The organism is Methylobacterium sp. Leaf111, from assembly GCF_001423285.1.
Lineage (GTDB): Bacteria > Pseudomonadota > Alphaproteobacteria > Rhizobiales > Beijerinckiaceae > Methylobacterium.
In genome coordinates, this window is record NZ_LMNE01000007.1 from 74,272 (window position 1) to 92,833 (window position 18,562).

18 protein-coding genes are annotated in these 18,562 nt (G+C 71.9%); 9 read left to right on the forward strand and 9 right to left on the reverse strand.

What is annotated here, in order from left to right:
- Positions 1 to 3 precede the first annotated feature (3 nt).
- The 7 genes from ASF41_RS07690 to ASF41_RS07720 all read left to right on the forward strand — a co-directional run bounded on the left by ASF41_RS07690 (position 4) and on the right by ASF41_RS07720 (position 6,406).
- Positions 4 to 261: a hypothetical protein gene (locus ASF41_RS07690; protein WP_056220342.1), complete on the forward strand. Its 258-nt coding sequence runs from the start codon at positions 4 to 6 to the stop codon at positions 259 to 261.
- Positions 258 to 1,001, forward strand: coding sequence for an ABC transporter ATP-binding protein (locus tag ASF41_RS07695; RefSeq protein ID WP_056348639.1), 744 nt, complete (start codon positions 258 to 260; stop codon positions 999 to 1,001). Before ASF41_RS07690 ends, ASF41_RS07695 begins: the two co-directional genes overlap by 4 nt.
- Positions 998 to 1,894, forward strand: coding sequence for an ABC transporter permease (locus ASF41_RS07700; RefSeq protein WP_056270653.1), 897 nt, complete (start codon positions 998 to 1,000; stop codon positions 1,892 to 1,894). The genes ASF41_RS07695 and ASF41_RS07700 overlap by 4 nt, the downstream gene beginning before the upstream one ends.
- Positions 1,894 to 2,529, forward strand: coding sequence for a hypothetical protein (locus tag ASF41_RS07705; RefSeq protein WP_056382773.1), 636 nt, complete (start codon positions 1,894 to 1,896; stop codon positions 2,527 to 2,529). The genes ASF41_RS07700 and ASF41_RS07705 overlap by 1 nt, the downstream gene beginning before the upstream one ends.
- A gap of 264 nt (positions 2,530 to 2,793) precedes the next feature.
- The gene (locus tag ASF41_RS07710) at positions 2,794 to 5,235 is read left to right on the forward strand and encodes a TonB-dependent receptor (RefSeq protein WP_056220349.1); all 2,442 of its coding nucleotides are present in this window, start codon (positions 2,794 to 2,796) and stop codon (positions 5,233 to 5,235) included.
- Positions 5,236 to 5,621: 386 nt separating this feature from the next.
- A complete protein-coding gene (locus tag ASF41_RS07715) occupies positions 5,622 to 6,005 on the forward strand; it encodes a calcium-binding protein (protein ID WP_056492115.1) in 384 nt (127 codons plus the stop codon).
- 41 nt (positions 6,006 to 6,046) lie between these two features.
- Complete coding sequence (locus tag ASF41_RS07720; RefSeq protein WP_056270660.1) at positions 6,047 to 6,406, forward strand: hypothetical protein; 360 nt, start codon at positions 6,047 to 6,049, stop codon at positions 6,404 to 6,406.
- A gap of 93 nt (positions 6,407 to 6,499) precedes the next feature.
- Here the strand turns inward: ASF41_RS07720 and ASF41_RS07725 are convergent, their stop codons facing one another.
- The 3 genes from ASF41_RS07725 to ASF41_RS07735 all read right to left on the reverse strand — a co-directional run bounded on the left by ASF41_RS07725 (position 6,500) and on the right by ASF41_RS07735 (position 10,126).
- Positions 6,500 to 8,026 carry an undecaprenyl-phosphate glucose phosphotransferase gene (locus ASF41_RS07725; RefSeq protein WP_056492119.1) on the reverse strand — a complete coding sequence of 509 codons (1,527 nt, stop codon included), beginning with the start codon at positions 8,024 to 8,026 and terminating at the stop codon, positions 6,500 to 6,502.
- Between the two features lie 79 nt (positions 8,027 to 8,105).
- Complete coding sequence (locus ASF41_RS07730) at positions 8,106 to 9,341, reverse strand: glycosyltransferase family 4 protein (protein WP_200917471.1); 1,236 nt, start codon at positions 9,339 to 9,341, stop codon at positions 8,106 to 8,108.
- 212 nt (positions 9,342 to 9,553) lie between these two features.
- Entirely contained in the window at positions 9,554 to 10,126 is a 573-nt protein-coding gene (locus ASF41_RS07735) for a polysaccharide biosynthesis/export family protein (protein WP_056220364.1), read from the reverse strand.
- A 186-nt stretch (positions 10,127 to 10,312) separates the two neighbouring features.
- Between ASF41_RS07735 and ASF41_RS07740 the strand changes: the two genes are divergently transcribed.
- Positions 10,313 to 12,664, forward strand: coding sequence for an exopolysaccharide transport family protein (locus ASF41_RS07740; protein ID WP_056220367.1), 2,352 nt, complete (start codon positions 10,313 to 10,315; stop codon positions 12,662 to 12,664).
- 82 nt (positions 12,665 to 12,746) lie between these two features.
- On the opposite strand, the gene ASF41_RS07745 is transcribed toward ASF41_RS07740, so the two are convergent.
- The gene (locus ASF41_RS07745; protein WP_056270665.1) at positions 12,747 to 13,940 is read right to left on the reverse strand and encodes a GNAT family N-acetyltransferase; all 1,194 of its coding nucleotides are present in this window, start codon (positions 13,938 to 13,940) and stop codon (positions 12,747 to 12,749) included.
- Between the two features lie 191 nt (positions 13,941 to 14,131).
- Between ASF41_RS07745 and ASF41_RS07750 the strand changes: the two genes are divergently transcribed.
- Entirely contained in the window at positions 14,132 to 15,241 is a 1,110-nt protein-coding gene (locus ASF41_RS07750; protein WP_082504164.1) for a polysaccharide deacetylase family protein, read from the forward strand.
- A 5-nt stretch (positions 15,242 to 15,246) separates the two neighbouring features.
- On the opposite strand, the gene ASF41_RS07755 is transcribed toward ASF41_RS07750, so the two are convergent.
- The 5 genes from ASF41_RS07755 to ASF41_RS07775 all read right to left on the reverse strand — a co-directional run bounded on the left by ASF41_RS07755 (position 15,247) and on the right by ASF41_RS07775 (position 18,141).
- Positions 15,247 to 15,657, reverse strand: a complete 411-nt coding sequence (locus ASF41_RS07755) for a hypothetical protein (RefSeq protein WP_056220377.1) — start codon at positions 15,655 to 15,657, stop codon at positions 15,247 to 15,249.
- 124 nt (positions 15,658 to 15,781) lie between these two features.
- Complete coding sequence (locus tag ASF41_RS07760; protein ID WP_056220380.1) at positions 15,782 to 16,000, reverse strand: DUF2842 domain-containing protein; 219 nt, start codon at positions 15,998 to 16,000, stop codon at positions 15,782 to 15,784.
- Between the two features lie 138 nt (positions 16,001 to 16,138).
- Complete coding sequence (locus ASF41_RS07765) at positions 16,139 to 16,912, reverse strand: ABC transporter ATP-binding protein (protein WP_056220383.1); 774 nt, start codon at positions 16,910 to 16,912, stop codon at positions 16,139 to 16,141.
- 1 nt (position 16,913) lies between these two features.
- Positions 16,914 to 17,666, reverse strand: a complete 753-nt coding sequence (locus ASF41_RS07770) for an ABC transporter permease (RefSeq protein ID WP_056220386.1) — start codon at positions 17,664 to 17,666, stop codon at positions 16,914 to 16,916.
- A 145-nt stretch (positions 17,667 to 17,811) separates the two neighbouring features.
- The gene (locus ASF41_RS07775) at positions 17,812 to 18,141 is read right to left on the reverse strand and encodes a hypothetical protein (protein ID WP_056492123.1); all 330 of its coding nucleotides are present in this window, start codon (positions 18,139 to 18,141) and stop codon (positions 17,812 to 17,814) included.
- Positions 18,142 to 18,562: the final 421 nt, after the last annotated feature.

The window sequence follows — 18,562 nt, forward strand, 5'->3', positions numbered from 1 at the left end:
TTGATGCGCGCGCCCCCGGTTCTTGCCTTCTCCGTCCTCCTCGTCCTCGTCCTCGGGAGCGTCGCCGCCCACGCGGACGACAAGGCCGCCTGCGTGGAGGGCATCGCGATGATCAAGGCCGAACTCGCCAAGCCCGCCCCGGAGGCGGCCCAGCCCAAGCTCAACAAGGCCCTGCGGGTGGCCGAGCGCGAGTTGGGGGAGGGCGAGTTCGACGAGTGCCTCGACGCGGTCGGCGACGCCCGGCGGGCCTTGAAGCCGTGAGCGCAAGCCCCGCCCTCGAGGTCGCCCATGTCAGCCACCGCTTCGGCACGCGGGCGGCCCTGTCCGACGTCTCCCTCAGCGTGCCCCGCGGGCACTTCACCGCCCTGCTCGGGCCGAACGGGGCGGGCAAGACCACCCTGTTCTCGGTGATCACCCGGCTCTACGCGAACCAAGACGGCCAGGTCTCGATCCTGGGCCATGCCCTCGACCGGGAGCCGAGCCGGGCGCTGGCCCGCCTCGGCGTGGTGTTCCAGGCCCGCACCCTCGACACCGACCTCACCGTCGCGCAGAACCTGCTCTACCACGCCAGCCTGCACGGCATCACCCGCAAGGCCGCCAAGGCGCGGATCGAGAGCCTGCTCGCCCGCGTCGGGCTGCGCGACAGGCGGGACGACAAGGTCCGCACCCTGTCCGGCGGCCAGTCCCGCCGCATCGAGATCGCCCGCTCCCTGGTGCACGAGCCCCGGCTGCTGCTCCTCGACGAGCCCACCGTCGGCCTCGATCTCGAATCGCGCGCCGACATCGTCGCCATCGTGCGCGCCCTGGTGCGCGAGGAGGGATTGTCGGTGCTCTGGGCCACCCACATCTTCGAGGAGATCGACGCGGGCGACGACGCGGTGGTGCTGCACAAGGGCCGCATCGTGGCGCGCGGCACCGCCGGCTCCATCGCCCGGGGCGACGAGACCCTGGAGGCGGCCTTCCGCCGCCTCGTCGCCGAACCCGCCCGGCAGGCCGCATGAGCACGATCGAGCGCACGCCCCCCCATCCGGCCGTCTCGGCACAGGCCGAGACGCCCGTGCCCCATCTCGGGCGCCTCGACGCGGTCGGCTACCTGATCTGCCTCGGCGGCATCGTGCGGCGCGAGCTGCTGCGCTTCTTCAACCAGAAGGAGCGCTTCTTCTCGGCGCTCGTGCGCCCCCTGGTCTGGCTGTTCATCTTCGCGGCGGGCTTTCGCAACACGCTCGGCGTCTCGATCGAGCCGCCCTACCAGACCTACGTGCTCTACGAGGTCTACGTGGTGCCGGGCCTCGCCGTGATGATCCAGCTCTTCAACGGCATGCAATCCTCCCTCTCGATGGTCTACGACCGCGAGGTCGGCTCGATGAAGGTGCTGCTCACCAGCCCCTATCCGCGCTGGCTGCTGCTGCTGGCCAAGCTGATCGCCGGCGTCACCGTCTCGGTGGTGCAGGCCTACGCCTTCCTGGCCATCGCGTGGTTCTGGGAGCTCGACATCCCGGCCATCGGCTACGTGGCGGCGCTGCCGGCCTTCATCGCCTCGGGACTGATGCTCGGCGCCATCGGCCTGCTGCTCTCCTCCATGGTCAAGCAGCTGGAGAACTTCGCCAGCGTGATGAACTTCGTGATCTTCCCGATGTTCTTCGCCTCCTCGGCGCTTTACCCGCTCTGGCGCATCCGCGAATCCTCCGAGACCCTGTACTGGATCTGTCAGGCAAACCCCTTCTCCCACGCCGTGCAGCTCGTGCGCTTCGCCCTCTACGGGCAGTTCGAGCCGGTCGCCTGCGCAGTGGTCGTGGGCACCACCCTCGCCTTCTTCACCCTCGCCGTCGTGGCCTACGATCCCGGCCGTGGCATCATGGCCCGGCGCGGCGGCCCGGCCGGAGACAATTCCTGATGACCGTTCGCACGATGTCCGCCCGTACCCTGATGAGCCTCGCCGCCCTCGCCCTCGGGGCCGGAACGGCCCTGGCCCAGCCCAAGGGCGATCCCGACTGGCCCTGCGTCCAGCGCAAGGTCTCGACCCTCAGCCCCGGTACGGTCTGGACCGGGCCGGACCTCGAGGCCGCCGGCGCCTGGGGCGACGATTTCGAAGCGGCGGCGCTCGCCCAGAAGATCGCCTCGCGGCGCACCGCCCTCGACGAGGTCGACCCGCTCCTCGACGCCTTCGCCGCCAAGGTCGGCCCCGAGAAGGACAAGCGCCTGACCCGCGTCTTCGCCGGCGTGTTCGAGGTCATCAACGGCGAGCGCAACAAGGTGATCTCGGGCATCGGCCGCTACGCCCAGGGGCAGCGCCGCATGGCCGAGCGCATCCGCGACGAGGCCGATCAGATCAGCGCCACCAAGGACGGTCCGAGCGCCCAGGACGCCCGCGACATCCCCAAGGACGCCTCCGAGCTGGAGACCAAGTTCACCTGGGACCGGCGCATCTTCCAGGAGCGCAGCCAGTCCCTGACCTATGTCTGCGAGGTCCCGACCCTGCTGGAACAGCGCCTCGGCGAGATCGCCCGGCGAATCCAGGCGCGCCTTTGAGGGCAGGGGGCCGGCCCCGGCCAGCACCCTTGCGGTCGCCATTGCCAGTTTATCCCGGGTGCCTTGCTGAAACGTCCTTAAGGCCTTGAAATCAGGCCCGAAATTGTGTCCGCGACGCCACGCCGGACGGCCAAGCAAGCTTTGGCGTCGCAAATCCACGGAAACGGCCCGCCGCACGATTGTTCTTCATCCTGGATCCTCTCAAAGGTGTGACCGAAGCCCCGGACAAGGGGCAGGGACACCAAGACGACCGAGGGGCTGGGGATGATGAAGCGGACCTTGCGCGGCAGCCTGTTGCTGTCGGTGGCACTGATCCCGGGCGCGGTCTGCGCCCAGGGCGTCGCGCCGGCGGGTGGGCAGCAGGCGGTGACGCTGAGCGAACTCGACGTGGTGGCGACCACGCCGGTGAGCGCCACGGGCGGCGGCGGCGGCGTCTCGCTCTACAGAATCCCCAACACGGTCGAGACCGTCACGGCGGCCGACTTCGCCCAGGACCGGGCGACCCTCGACCCGACCTTCACCCTCGCGCGCAAGACGCCGGGCGTGAACCTGTCGGACGGGCAGGGCAACAGCTTCCGCCAGACCCTGACCTATCGGGGCTTCGACGCCTCGCCGCTGCAGGGCGCCCCGCAGGGCCTCGCCGTCTACCAGAACGGCGTGCGCATCAACGAAGCCTTCGGCGACGTGGTGAACTGGGATCTGATCCCCTCGGTGGCGATCAACCGGATCGACATCGTCACCGGCAACCCCGTCTTCGGCCTCAACGCCCTGGGCGGCGCCGTCAACATCGAGATGAAGAACGGCTTCACCTGGCAGGGCAAGGAGGTCACCGTCAGCGGCGGCTCCGACGGTCGCATCAGCGGCTCCCTGCAATACGGCGAGGTCATCGGACCCTGGAGCTTCTACTTCGCCGGCGAGGGCCTGCGCGACGGCGGCTGGCGCTTCCGGTCGCCCTCGGAGATCGGCCGCGTCTACGCCGATCTCGGCCACAAGACCCTGGATTCCGAGTTCCACATCATCGCCTCGGGCGCCAAGACCTTCTTCGGCGCCGCCGCCGCCACGCCGGTGGACTTCACCCACGTCAACGAGCGGGCGATCTTCACCTCGCCCCAGACGATCTCCACCGAGCAGGGCCAGATCCAGGTCACCGGCAAGGTCGTGGTCTCGCCGACCTGGGACCTCCAGGGCAACGCCTACGTGCGCCGCCTGAGCCAGTTCGTGATCGACGGCAACGACGGCAATTTCGAGCAGTGCAGCACCCGCTCCAGCAACCGCGGCTTCCTCTGCTTCGAGGATGACGGTTTCGAGCGCGGCGCCCTGAGCGACCGGGCCTTTCGCGACCAGTTCACGATCGTCGGGCGCCAGGGCCAGCGCATCCCGTTCACCACGGGCGTCCCCTACGGCACCCTCGACACCATCCGCACCGAGGCGGTCGGCTACGGCGGAACGCTGCAGGCCACCAACCGCGACCAGGTCTTCGGCCACAACAACACCTTCGTGGTCGGCGGCAGCATCGATGCGGCCAACTACTCCTACAAGTCCTCGAGCACGCTCGGCGTGATCAACCCGGATCTCAGCGTCACCACCGATCCGCTGAACCCGAACTACGGCACCATCCCGGGCCTCGGCACCGAGGCGATCCGCACGGCGGCGGCCCTCGGCATCGCGCCCAGCAACGTCACCGGCTCGAACCTCTACATGGGCCTCTACGCCCTCGACACCTTCGACGTCACCGACGCCCTGTCGCTCACCGCCGGCGCCCGGCTCAACTTCGCCCGGATCTCGACCCAGGACCAGACCGGCTTCTCCCCGGACGTGACGGGCACGCACTACTTCACCAAGGTGAACCCGGTCGTGGGCGCCACCTACCGGTTCTTCCCCTGGCTGAACCTCTACGGCGGCTACTCCGAGTCGAACCGCGCCCCGACGCCCCTCGAGCTCGCCTGCGCCAATCCCGACCGGCCCTGCCTGCTGCCGAACTCGCTCGTGGCCGATCCGCCGCTCAAGCAGGTCACCGGCCAGACCTACGAGGTTGGTTTCCGCGGCACCGTGCCGAACTTCTACGAGAACGGCCTGTTCAACTACAAGATCGGCGCCTTCCGCACGGACCTGCGCAACGACATCCTGCAGGTCGCGGTGCCGGGCAACGCCGCCCGCGGCTACTTCGTCAACGTGCCGGCCACCCAGCGCCAGGGCATCGAGGTCTCGGGCGAGTATGTCGGCGAGCGCCTGAGCCTCTACGGCAACTACGCGCTCATCGACGCCACCTTCCAGTTCGAGGGCGAACTGTCCTCGCCCAACAACCCGTTGGCGGATGACGGCCTGATCAACGTGCGCCGCGGCAACAACGTGCCGCTGATCCCGAACCACCAGTTCAAGGCCGGGTTCAACTACCTGATCACCCCGATCTGGACCTTCGGCATGAACCTGTCGGCCTTCTCTTCGTCCTACTACCGGGGCGACGAGTCGAACATCAACCGCAAGCTGCCGCCCTACTTCACCGCCAACCTGAACACGAGCATCCAGGTCACCCAGAACGTGCAGGTCTTCGCCCTGGTCACCAACCTGTTCAACAACCGCTACGCCAATTTCGGCACCTTCGCCGAGACCGGCGCGGTCGCGGGCAACTTCGTGATCAACGATCCGCGCACCACGACCCTGGTGCAGCCGCTCTCGGCCTATGGCGGCGTCCGGGTGACCTGGTAGACCGACGCGTCGCTTCGGGGGCCTCCCCCGAAGCGCGCGGTCCCTGCGCACGGCGCCCCGGCAAGACCAGGCCGGGCCCGAATGCAGATCTTCCGCCTGACAAGACGAACGGCGCAGCCTCGCGGCTGCGCCGTTCGTTTTTGGTCCGTCCGAACTCACCCCTGAAACCCCACCCTGACCTCACGATCCAGCGATTTTGCCGCTTCGACCCAGGCATGAGTTCAAAACATCCCCGCAGGGGTTGCCGGATTCTCCTGATTCTTCTACCAGATGGCAAGTTGAGTCGTCGACTCGACTCGCCATGACTCGGGCCGACTCGCCCCCGTCATGTCCTTCTCGGGGAAGTACCTGACAGTTCTTCCCGATGATCTTCGGAGTATTCAGAGATGTCGTCCCGCCTGTCCGCCGTCACCCTCCTCGCCGTCCTGCTCGGCGCCGCTCCTGCCGTCGCGGCCGACGTCTCGGCCTTCGATCCGGACAAGGACGGCACCATCGACCTCGCCGAGGCGCAGGCCGCCGCCTCCAAGAAGTTCGACATGCTCGACCCCGACAAGGACGGCACCCTCGACGCCAAGGAGCTGAACGGCCTCCTGACCCCCGCCGAGCTGAAGGCCGCCGATCCGGACAGCGACGGCACCCTCGACAAGAAGGAATACCTCGCCGTGGTGGCGGCGCGCTTCAAAGCCGCAGACCCGGATGCCGAGGGGACCATCGACGCGAAGGAACTCTCTTCGCCCGCAGGCGTCTCTCTGGCGACCCTGATGAAGTAAGGCTGCCCGCGGGGCGGCCGACCCACCCGGAGAGCCCATCCATGCGGATCACCACCGTCCTGCCCGCCGCCCTCATCCTGCTCGGCGCGGCCGGACCCGCCGTCGCCTCGTCCTGCTCGGAGCAGATCGCCACGATCGAGCGCCGCCTCGACAGCGCCGGCGCCGAGCAGGTCACGGGCAAGGAGCCGCCCGGCGGCCCGACCTCCTCGCACTCGGACAAGGCCCTCGATCACGCCCCCAAGGGAAAGCCGACCGACCCGTCCACCACGGCCAGCGCCGGTGGCGTCTCCGAGGCCCGCGACCTGATCAAGAAGGCGCGCGCCCAAGACAAGGCCGGTGACATGAAGGGCTGCGAGGACACGATGACCGAGGCCAAGAAGAAGGCCGGCGCCCTGCCGTAGGCCCTCGCAGCCTCGATCCCGCGAACGGCACAAGGGCCGCCCCCTCCCGGGGGGCGGCCCTTGTCGCGTTCCGGGGGCGGCGGGCCCGTCGACTCAGTACGCGTTCCGGGTCCGGAACAGCGAGATCGGGGTTGCCAGCATGATCTTCACGTCGAACAGGATCGACCAGTTCTCGATGTAGTGCAGGTCGTGCTCGACGCGCTTCTGGATCTTGTCGCTGGTGTCGGTCTCGCCGCGCCAGCCGTTGACCTGGGCCCAGCCGGTGATGCCGGGCTTGACCTTGTGGCGGGCGAAGTAGCCGTCCACCACCTGGTCGTAGAGGGTGTTGGCGGCCTTGGCCTGGAGGGCGTGCGGCCGGGGACCGACGAGGGAGAGCTCGCCCTTGATGACGTTGAACAGCTGCGGCAGTTCGTCGAGCGAGGTCTTGCGGATGAACCGGCCCACCGGGGTCACGCGCGGGTCGTCCCGCGTGACCAGCCGGGCCGCGCCGGCATCGCTCTGGTTCACGTACATCGAGCGGAACTTGTAGACCTCGATCAGCTCGTTGTTGAAGCCGTAGCGCTTCTGCCGGAACAGCACCGGCCCGGGCGAACCGAGGCGCACCGCCAGGGCGACCGCCAGCATCACGGGCGCCAGGACCACCAGCATCGCGCAGCCGACCACCCGGTCGAAGATGCTCTTGGCGACGATGTCCCAGTCGGCCATCGGCTTGTCGAAGATGTCGAGCACCGGCACCGCGCCGAGATAGGAATAGGCCCGCGGGCGCAGGCGCAGCTTCGAGGCCTGGGCCGAGAGCCGGATGTCGATCGGCAGGACCCAGAGCTTGGCCAGCATCTGCAGGATGCGGTCCTCGGCGGCGATCGGGATCGTGAAGATGATCAGGTCGAGGCGCGTGGTGCGGGCATAGGCGACGAGGTCGCTCACGGTGCCGAGCTTCGGGTAGCCGGCCACCACCGTGTCGGAGCGCATGTCGCCGCGGTCGTCGAACACGCCGACGATGCGCACGCCGGACTCCGCTTCCGCGTCGAGGGCGCGGATCAGGTCCTCGGCGACGGGGCCGCCGCCGACGATGGCGGTGCGGCGGTCGAAATGGCCGCGCTGCTTCCGGGCCGTGATGAACCGCGCCAGGGCGAGGCGGCCGGTCAGGAGGGCGGCGAGGCCGGCGACGAAGACGCTGGCCATCCAGACCCGGGAATAGTGGTCGGCGATCTTGGTGAACACCATGGCGGTGGCCGCCAGGAGGAAGGCCAGCGACCAGGCGCCCACCAGCCGCAGCGCGGAGCCGCGCAGGGTGCGGAAGGCCGCCATGCGGTAGGCCCCCACGGCCTGGAGCAGGCAGACGGCCAGGGCGGCGAGGCCGAGGGTGGCGGCGAGGTAGCGGGGCGACAGCGGCACGATCCCGGCGAGCTGCAGGCGCTGGATCACGATCCCGAGAATCGCCACGAGGGCGAACTCCGCGATCCGGACGCAGCCGGCCAGCACCACCGGCGACAGCAGCTTCGGGGCGGCCGGGCGCATCCGCGCCTCGGCGGGCGGCAGCGCCGTGGCCGCCCCCCCCTCGGACTGGGGTCCGAAGCGGCCCGCGGCATCCAGCAGGTCACGGACATCGAAGGCGCTCATGGCTGACTTCCGGGCTCGGGCACGCGTCTTGGAAACGGGGAGCGGGGTTGCGGGTCGGATCGGGACGGAAGGGCGGGCGTCACGGGGCCGTGGGCGCGACGGCGTGGCCCGCACCGGGCATCCGGGCGCGCAGGGCCGCGGCGTAGCCGGAGAGCACGTCGGAGCCCATGCGGGTCATGGAGAAGCGGGCCCGAACCGAGGCCGCCAGGGTCTCGAAGCGCTGCCGGGAGGCCTCGGGATCCTCGTCGAGGACCCGCGCGATGGCCTGGGCCAGGGCCTGCCCGTCGCGGGGCGGCACCAGGTCGGAGGCCGCGGCCCCGAAGATTTCCGGGATGCCCCCGACATTGGTGGCGACGAGGGGCTGGCAGGCGGCGGCCGCCTCCAGCACCACGTAGGGGAGGGATTCGGCGAGCGAGGGCACCACCATGAGCCGCCCCCGGGCCAGCACCGGGCGGATCGCCTGCGGCGGCTCGAAGGACACCGCCTCGCCGAGGCCCATCGCCACCACGCGGTCGGACAGGATGGCGGAATCGGGGCCGGAGCCCACCATCAGCAGCCGCAGGGGACGGCCCGCGGCGCGTAGGCGCAGGAGGGCGTCGAGGAGGAAGGGCACGCCCTTGGCGTCGCGCAACTCGCCGATATAGACGAGGTCGACCCGGTCCGCGGCCGGCACGATCGGGGCGAATTCGGCCTCGCTGATCCCGTTGTGGACGATGCGGGTGATGCGGCGCGGGTCCCCCGCATGGGCCCGGTGCCGCCCGGCGACGTACTCGCTCTCGAACAGGAACACGTCGGTGCGCAGGCCCATCAGGCGCTCGAGGCCCATGTAGAACCGATGGCGCAGGGTGCCGGGCTTGTAATTGTAGCTGCCCCCGTGGGGCGTGTAGGCGCGGATCGGCGCGGGGCCGGGCACCACGGCCAGGCGGGCGTAGACGCCGCCCTTGGCCCCGTGCCCGTGCAGGACGGTGGCCCCCACCGCCGCGGCGCGCCGGGCGATGGTGCGGAGCGCCGCGAGGTCGGAGGGATGCGGGTTGCGCCGCATCGGCAGGCGGGTGATGCCGAGGGCGAGGCTGGGCGCGAGCTCGGCCAGGGCCTGGGCGGCGCGCTCGCCGCCGGTGGAGGCGTCGCAGACGATGCCGACCTGATGGCCCGCCGAGGCCTGCAGGCGGGCGAGATCGACCACGTGGCGGAACAGGCCGCCCACGGGCGCGCGGAACACGTGCAGGATGCGCTGGGCGGGGAGGCCGCCCGAGGCGGCGCTGAGCGCCGCGCCCGGGTCGCTGGCACCGGTCGAACCGAGGGGGAACGCGTTCACGACAGCTGCTCCACGCACCGTAGCGCGAGCGGCCGGGCCGCTCGTCCGTCGCGAGACCTTGGCGCACGACCGGTGCGTGGACCGTTAAGGCGGGACCCGCGCCGAGTCGGGCGAAGGCCCGGACCAGCGGAATAATTCTCGGTTCAGTTAGGCGAGTCCTAACCGCCGCGAGGGCATCGTCCGCATCCGGCCACGGCCGGGACGAGGGGCTCCTAGAAGAAGCGCTCCTTGATCACGATGGTGTCACCGGGGCGTACCGGGTAAGTCATCGGCACGATGCCGGAGACGAGGCCGTCCCGGCCCTCGCGGGTGAGAACCGCGTAGTCGCGGGCGGCGCGGGGCCCGAAGCCGGCGGCGATCGCCACCGCGGTCTCCACGGCCATGCCGTTGACGTAGGGATACTGGCCCGAGGTCGTGACTTCGCCGAGGATGTAGAACGGCCGGTAGGCGTCCACCTCCACGGTGACGTGGGGCTCGCGGACGAATCCGGCCGAGAGCTTGGCCTCGATGGTCCGCGCCGCCTGGCTGGTGGGCTGGCCGCCGACCTTCACGAGACCGATGAGGGGCATGGCGATGTTGCCGGCCCCGTCGACCGCGTAGATGTTCGAGAGGTTGTCCTGGCCGAAGACGATGACCCGGAGGCGGTCCCCGGCGGAGAGGGTGTAGCGGGCACCGATGGAGCCGGTGCCCGTCGCGTCGAGCTGATCGGTCCGGAAATCCGGGCGCAGGCAGCCGCCGAGCGCCAGGCTCGACGTGAGAGCTAAGAGGAGTGATCGCCGGTTCATCACTACTGCCGTCGTGAGGAGAATTCGAACCCAGCCCTAAGCCGATATGGTTAACGAACACTGACGTCCCGCATCGGGGTGCAGGAAACGCACGGCTCTTAACGTCCGGTCAACCTTAAACCGGTCTAGTCGTGGAAAGCCGGCCGCTCCGTGGTCGACGCCCTTGCCTTGCGTAAAGATCGAGCCATGCCCCGCTCTTCGCTGTTCGAGCCCACGCGCGATGCGTCCCCCGCCGGAAGCGAGGGCCTGGGGCTGTCGCAGCTCGCAGGCGTTCTGCGCCGGTCCTGGCGCTGGATCGTCATCCCGACCGCCCTGGCCACCATCGGCGCCATCGCCTTCGTGCAGGTGGTCTCGCCGCGCTACACCGGCGAGGCGAAGATCCTGCTGGAGAGCCGCGACACGCCCTACACCCGCACCGCCCAGGAGCGCGGCGAGCAGCCCCAGCCCATCGACGAGCAGGCGGTGGCGAGCCAGGTGCAGGTGGTGATGTCGCGCGATCTCGCCCGCGAGGCGATCCGCCGGCTGTCGCTCGCCGGCAATGCGGAGTTCGACCCCGGCGTCGCCGGCTTCGGCCCGCTCCAGCGCGCCCTGATGATGATCGGGCTGGCCAAGAACCCGATGGAGCGTCCGCCCGAGGAGCGGATGCTGGAGACCTACTTCGACCGCCTGACCGTCTACCCGGCCGGCAAGTCGCGCATCCTCACGGTGGAGTTCCGCTCGAAGGACCCGCACCTCGCGGCCCAGGCGGCCAACACCATCGCCGAGCTCTACATCGCCTCCCTCGACGCGGCCAAGACCGACACCGCCCGCTACGCCTCGACCTGGCTCGGCGGCAACATCGAGACCCTGCGCACCCGCGTGGCCGAGGCCGAGGCCAAGGTCGAGACCTATCGCGCGAGCCATGGCCTGATCGCCACCGGGGGGGCCGGCGGCCAGCCCCTCGGCGCCCAGCAGCTCGGCGAGCTCTCGACCCAGCTCTCCCAGGCCCGCACCGCCAAGGCCGACCTCGCCGGCCGCGCCAAGCTGATCAAGGAGATGATCAAGGACGGCCGCGCCTTCGAGATCCCGGATGTCGCCAACAATGAGATCATCCGGCGCACCGTCGAGCAGCGCATCACCCTGCGCAACCAGCTCGCCCTGGAATCCCGGACCCTCCTGTCCGCCCACCCGCGCATCAAGGAACTGACCGCGCAGATCTCCGACCTCGACGCCCAGATCAAGGCCACGGCCGAGCGCGTGGTCCGCACCCTGGAGAACGATGCCCGCATCGCCGAGGCCCGGGTCGAGAGCCTGAACGCCGCCGTCGACGCCCAGCGCGACGTGGTCTCGAAGGGCAATTCCAGCGAGGTCCAGCTGCGCGCCCTGGAGCGCGAGGCCAAGGCCCAGCGCGAGCAGCTCGAATCCTACCTCGCCCGCTACCGCGAGGCCTCGGCCCGCGACGCCGAGAGCGCGGCCCCGGCCGATGCCCGCGTGGTCTCGCGCGCCATCACGCCGGAGACGCCGTCCTTCCCCAAGAAGCTGCCGATCGTCCTCCTGGCGGCGGTGCTCGGCCTGCTGTTCTCCATGGGCGGCGTGATCGCCCACCACCTCCTCGGCGACCCCGACGGCCCGGGCCGCCGCCGGCGGCACGAGGCGGACTCCGAGGGGGAGGCCGAGCGCCCCGCCTATGGCCGCCAGCCCTTCGCCTTCCCCGAAGCCTCCCTCGCCCTCGCGCGGCCGGGTGCCGCCGCCACGGCGCAGGCCGGCGGCTCCGGGGCGGCCCCGCCGGTGGCCGAAGGCGCGGCCCCGACGGCCGAGGCGGCGCCTGCCCGGCCGACCCTCGCCCCGGCACGGACCGAGGCGGCCGAGGCCGCCGCGACCTCCGCCCGGACCTCCGTCCCGGCCCCCGCCGACGCGGGCGCCTACGCCCTCGACCCGCTCATCGCCCGCCTGCGCACCGGCGCGGGCCCGGCCCGGTCCGGCGCGGGCCGCGCGGTCCTGGTGATCGAGGCCGTGCCGGCCAGGCGGCTGGAGGCGGGCCTTGCCGTCAGCCTCGGCAGCAGCCTCGCGGCCGGCGCGAGCGTCGTGGTGCTCGATCTCAACGGCCCCGCCTGCGGTGCGGACGAGGTGGGCCTCACCGACCTGGTGGCGGGCGAGGCCGCCTTCCTCGACGTGATCCAGTCGATCCCCGGCTCGCGCCTGCATGCGATCCCGCGGGGCTTCGTGGACGCGGCCATCCTGGCCGAGGAGCCGCAGGCCCTGGCGATCACCCTCGACGCCCTGGCCCAGGCCTATGACTGGGTGGTGTGCCGCCTCGGCACGCCGCAGGCCCGCACCGCCCGCGACATCTTGGCGGTGGCGGGCAGCCTGATGGATACGGCGATCGTCGCCTCGGACCGCGACCCCGAGGATGCCGACCTCCTCGACCTCTACGCCCTGGCCGAGGCCTCCGGCGCCGCCCAGATCCTGGTGGCCCAGGACCACGCCGCCGCGGCCCTGGCCCCCGAGGCGCCCGCCTTCGCCGACGAGGCGATGCCCCTGCGCCTCTCGGCCGCCTGAACCGGCCCACCCGGGCGTCCGTCCCGCCGGCACCGCCCCCCGCATCCGCGAGGGGCGGTGCCGCGCGTCCGGCGGGACCCCGCTACTCCGCCGCCGCCCGGCGCCGGCGCAGGCGCGTCACCAGGGCCATCAGGCGCGGGTCGCGCTTGATGCGCCGCTTGAGGCGGGCGGCCGCGACGGTCCGGAGGGCGAAGGCCTGGCCGCGCAGGGTCACCGGCAGGGCGACCTCGCCCAGTTCGATGGTCTCGTCGCAGATGCTGCTCTTGTAGCGGGCCTCGCCCACGCCGAGGTCGAAGGTCCGGCGGCCCCGGGCCGTCTGGTCGCCGATGAGGTGGTGCAGCAGGATGTCGCCGGGGCTCGACCGGCTCACGGCCGGGTCGGCGTCGAAGGCGGTGAACATGCCGCTGTAGCGCTGGGCGTCGACCGCCCCGGCGAAGACCGCGAAGATGCGGCCGGTCTCGGTGGCGACGAGGGCCGTCACCTCGAGGACCGACCCGCCCGCCGGGGAGGCCGCCCGGGCGAGGAAGTCGCGCACCGCCGGATCGGCATAAGGGTCGGCGAGACCCATGGCGGCGAAGCGCGCGGCCTTCTGGGCGTAGAACGCGGCGAGAAAGGCCTCGGTCTCCTCGGGGGTCTCGGCGCGCCGGCAGGCCACGGGCCCGAAGGCCTCCACCAGCTTGCGCTCCTTGGCGCGGAGCTTCTTGCGGGCGTCGCTGCTGAAGACGCGCTTCAGCGTCGCGTCCGGATCGGGGCCGAGGATCAGCCCGTAGCCGTCGCTCGGGGCCGGCTCGGCCCGGTGATGCAGGGGATTGGCCGCGCCGTCCCAGAAGCGGGGCTGGTGCGAGAGGGCGAAGACGTCGATCCCGGCCTCCCGGCCGAGCCGGTGCAGGGCCTCGGCGAGGTCCTCCGGGGGCATCGCCGCCGCCTCGCGCGAGGCGAAGAGCGGCATGTGGTAGTTGGCGTGCTTCGCGCCCACCACCCGGGCCACGGTCGCCCCGCCCTCGCGGGCGACCACGAGGGGGAGGAGCACGCGGGGACGCCCGGCCGCATCGCGCAGGACCACGATCCGCAGGTCCGCGCCCGGCGCGGTCCGGGCGAAGGCCGCGACCCAGTCGAAGCGCTGGTAGGGCGTGGCCAGCACGGCTGGATCGGCCTCCAGGGCGCGCCACAGGGCCTCGGCGGCGGCCAGATCGTGGAAGACCTCCGCGGCGAGGCGGGGCCGCACCCGTGCCCGCATCGCTCCGGCTCCGGTCAGTTCATGGGCGAGAACGGCCATGCCATCATCCTTGCCATCATCCTGGGTGACCGGCGGATCGGGATCCGCCGGACGTCTGGGCCGACCCTGACCCCGCAGCCCTTAACCCGGCGGTGACGCCGGGGCGCCACGCTCCCGCTGTCTGCGCGCGTGGGTAACGAAACCTTGCCGGTTGGCGTGGTCCCCTGGGGCGAGGCCGAAACGGATTCACCATGTCCGCTCCTGAGACCCCCGCGACCCAGACGTCCGCGACGCAGCCCCCTGCCGCCCCGGCGCCCCCCTTGAGCCGACGCCACCGCCTGTTCGCTGCCGGCTTCCGGGCCATCGCGGCGAGCCGGGCGGACCTCTGGCTCGGGGCGGTGGCGCGCGGGCGCGGGCTGATCCTGACCTTCCACCACGTCCGCCCCGGGCGCCCGGGGCCCTACGACCCCAACGGGCTCCTGGCCATCACCCCGGATTTCCTCGACCGGACCCTGGCGCTGGTGCGCCGGCGGGGATTCGAAATCCTCGGCCTCGACGCCCTGGCGGAGCGCCTCGCCGCGGGCGGGCGCCCCTTCGTCGTCCTCACCTTCGACGACGGCTATCGCGACAATGCCGAACACGCGGCCCCGATCCTGCGGCGGCACGGGGCGCCCTGGACGCTGTTCGTCACCAGCGACTTCGCGAGCGGACAGGGGCGCCTGTGGTGGCTCGAACTGGAAGAGGCGATCCGCCGCCTGGATCGGGTCCGGGTGCCGGAGGCGGGCCTCGACCTGCCGGCCCGCGACGCCCACGAGAAATCCGCCGCCTTCGCGGCCGTCTATCGCCGGCTGCGGTCGGGCCCGGAGGCGCGGCTCCTTGCGGGTATCGCCGCCCTCTGCGCCGAGGCCGGCCTGGCGCCGGGGCGCATGGCCGGCGGGCTCTGCCTGTCCTGGTCCGAGCTGCGGGATCTCGGCCGCGACCCCCTCGTCACCTTCGGCGCCCACACGATCAGCCACCCGATGCTGGCCAAGCACGGCGAGGCCGTCGCACGCCGGGAGATCGCGGAGGGGCGGGCGCGGATCGCGGCCGAACTCGGCCGCCCGGTCACGCACCTGTCCTACCCGGTGGGCGATCCGACCTCAGCCGGCCCGCGCGACTTCGCCCTCGCCCGGGACCTCGGCTTCGCCACGGCGGTCACGACCCGGCCGGGCCACCTCTTCGCCGCCCATGCGGATCACCTGCACGCGCTGCCGCGGGTCTCGGTGAACGGGCACCACCAGACGGAGGCCGCGCTCTCGGCCCTGCTCTCGGGGGTGCCGTTCCTGGCCTGGAACCGGGGCCGCCGGCTCAACGTCGCCTGAAGCCCTCAGCGCCGGCGGCGGTGTCGGCGAGAGGCGCGGCTCTCGCCGCCCGCGATGGCGAAGCTGACGCTCTGGCGGCCGTGGCGGGCATGGCGGCCGCGCCGCGTGCGATGGCCGATGGAGGCGATCGCCGCCCCCGTCGCCGCGGCGCTCGCGGCGATGCTCTGGGGGATCGCCGCCAGCGCGTTGGCGACCTCGGCCGAGGCGGCGCCGGCGGAGACGCCGCCGGCGACGTTCCTGGCGGCCGGGCCGAACAGGGCGAGGCACTGGTTGTAGGCGAGGTCGTTCTTCAGGCGCTCGCAGTCGGAGACCGAGCGGGGCGCCCCCTGCGCCTGCGCGGGACGTACCGCCAGGAGGGGGAGGGCCGACAGGATCGCGAGGCCGAGCAGAAGCGAGGGCGTGCACAGGCGTGGCATTGAGCGGGACGACGGCCTTTTGACGAATGACACGGCGCGTGTCTGGCGCCCGAGTGCGGCGAAAACCCGACGCCGGCCGCCCTTTTTCTTGCCGGTCCGGAGGTTCTCCCCGGTTCCGGCACCCTCAGCCCCGATCCCCGGCGTCGTTCTTGCCCATCCAGCTGATGAGCGGCATCAGCGGGAAGATCCAGGCGATGCCCAGCAGGGCGTAAAGCACCGCCTGCACGGCCGCCGGGGTCTCGGAGATCCGGCTGTCGGCCAGCGCCATGGCCAGCGGCGCGTAGATGATGATGAAGGCCAGCATCACGATCGTGCCGATCAGCGAGCGGGTGCGGCGGCGCATCGGCCTGGTCCTCGAAGCGAACGGGTGTCTCCCAGGGGGGTAGAGCGCCGGGCGAGCGATGGCAACGGCCGGGCCCGCGACCCTTTTCGCATCCCGCCCCGGGGCTTCTTTCCAGGCTCCTGGCCGTAACCCTTCGCCTCAGAGCTCCGCCGAGCGGTTCGACAGCTCCATCCGCAATTGCCGGGCGGCCTCCTGCAGGGCGGCGTCGCGGCGGCGGCGGGGCCGGGGCACCGTCACGGGCATCTCGGCCGCCAGCCGGCCGGGGCTGCCGGCGAGCACGACGACCCGGTCGGCAAGGGTCACGGCCTCGTCGATGTCGTGGGTCACGAACAGGATGGTCTTGCCCGTCGCCGCCTGGATGCGCTGCAATTCGTCCTGAAGGCCCTCGCGGGTGAAGCTGTCGAGCGCCGAGAACGGCTCGTCCATGAGGAGCACGTCCGGGTCGACGGCCAGCGCCCGGGCGATGGCGACGCGCTGGCGCTGGCCGCCGGAGAGCTGGTGCGGCCAGCGCTGGCCGAGGTCGCCGAGGCCCACGAGGTCGAGCATCGCCTGCGCCTTGGCCAGGCGCTCGGCCTTGGACAGGCCGCTGCCCTCGAGCCCGAAGGCGACGTTGGCGACGACCCGCCGCCAGGGCAGCAGCCGCGCATCCTGGAAGACCAGGGCCATCGGCGTGCGGCAGTCGGGGCGGGCGCGGAGGCGCACGGTGCCCGAGCTCGGCTTGGCCAGGCCGATCAGCACGCGCAGGACGGTGGACTTGCCGACCCCGGATTCGCCGACGATGACGAGGAACTCGCCGCGGGCCACGTCGAGGTCGAGGTCCTCCAGGATGACGGTCCGGGTGCCGGCGCGCGCGTAGGCGAGGCTCAGGCCCGCGATGGAAATGATCGGCTCAGGCGTGATCGATTCGGGCATCTCAGGCGCGCCACCGTAGGAGCCACCCCTGGAGGGCGACGAAGGCCGTGTCGAACAGGCCGTAGAGGGCGGCCATGGTGAGCATGTAGACGACGACGATGTCGGTGGAGAGCAGGCTGGAGGCCTGCATCATCCGGGCGCCGACGCCGGGCACGCCGAAGATCTCGGCGGCCACCACCGCCATCCAGGCCTGGCCCAGCGCCGTGCGCAGGCCGACGAGGATGCCCGGTGTCGCGGCCGGGAGCAGGATCTTGGTGAGCCGGGACCAGGGCGAGCCGAAGCCGAAGGCCTGCGCCACCTCGACGAGGTCGCGGTCGACGCCGCGCACCGCCCCCTGCGTCGCGAAGAAGACGATCCAGAACACGCCGATGGCGATGATGAAGACGGCGGCCTCCGGCTGGACGCCGAACCAGATGATGGCGAACGGCACCCAGGCCAGGCCGGGAATCGGACGCAGCAGGCGCACGATCCAGGCGGTGGCGGCTTCGAACCAGCGGAACATGCCGCTGAGGAGGCCGAGGGCGATACCCGCCCCCGCGCCGACGGCGAGACCGGTCACGTAGTGGCTCAAACTCGACAGCACCGCCTCGCCCCAGACGCCGAGGCGCACCTCGTTGAGGAAGGCGGCCGGGATCGTGCTCGGCGGCGGCAGGAAGGCCGGGTTGATCAGGCCGAGGCGCGGCATCGCTTCCCAGAACAGCAGGAAGGCGAGGAGTCCGGCCGCCGCCAGGGCGGTGGAGCGCAGGGCCATCATGGCCGGCGCCCCGGCAGGCTGCGGGCCGGACCGGAGCGGGGGCGGTGCCGCGGTAGGAGGGGTCTGGGGGTCATCGGGCTCGTGGGTTGTGAAGGCATCGCGGCGCAGCCGGCCGGAGCGGATGCGGAGGGACGGGTGAGGGCATTCAGGCCCCGCCAGCGGCGGCGTCGCGGGTCCGCGGCCTTACGACGGGGTCGGTCTCGCGGGACCGGCCGGGCGCTGGGCCGCCCTGGGCCGGGCCGGTGGAGGCGAACAGGCCGGTGGAGGCGAACAGACGGTGACGCCCTGCAGGCCTCCGCAGCGCCGCGATCGCGCCGGGTGCGCCGACGCGGCCGGCGCGGCGCGCCCGCGCCAGGGCGACGTCGTCATCGTCGCGGAGGCCAGCCAAGCCCGCGACCGCGTGATCCGCGTCGCGGAGGCGCCGTGCGAACGGGTCGCCGATGAAGCCGGCCGTGCCGGTGAGGAAGACGCGCATGGGGTCCCTGGCGGCCGTCCGAACCGGGTCGAGCCTGTCCCCGACCTACACGCAGCGCCGCGCGACCTCAAGAAAGCGGGGGGCCGCCTCCATAGGCCCGCCGCCCCGGAGGCCGTTGGGGTCCGTCATCGCTCCCGGGGGCTCCGACGGCGATTGTCCCGGCGGGGGTTCGTCGTGCCGGAAACCCGCTTGCACCCCCCGTCATCCCGGGGCCGCGCCGCTCGGGATCCAGACACACAGGTGGTGCAGGACCATCGACGGGCGGCGACCCTGGACCCTGGATCGCACGCCGCTGCCCCTTCGGGTCAAGGCTCGCCTGCGGCGCCCCGGAATGGCGGCGCGTCCTCCCCTGCAATCACCCTATCCATGGAGGGGCCGCGTCGGGCTGGATCGACCCCTGGGAACAGGGGGGGGTGGGGGG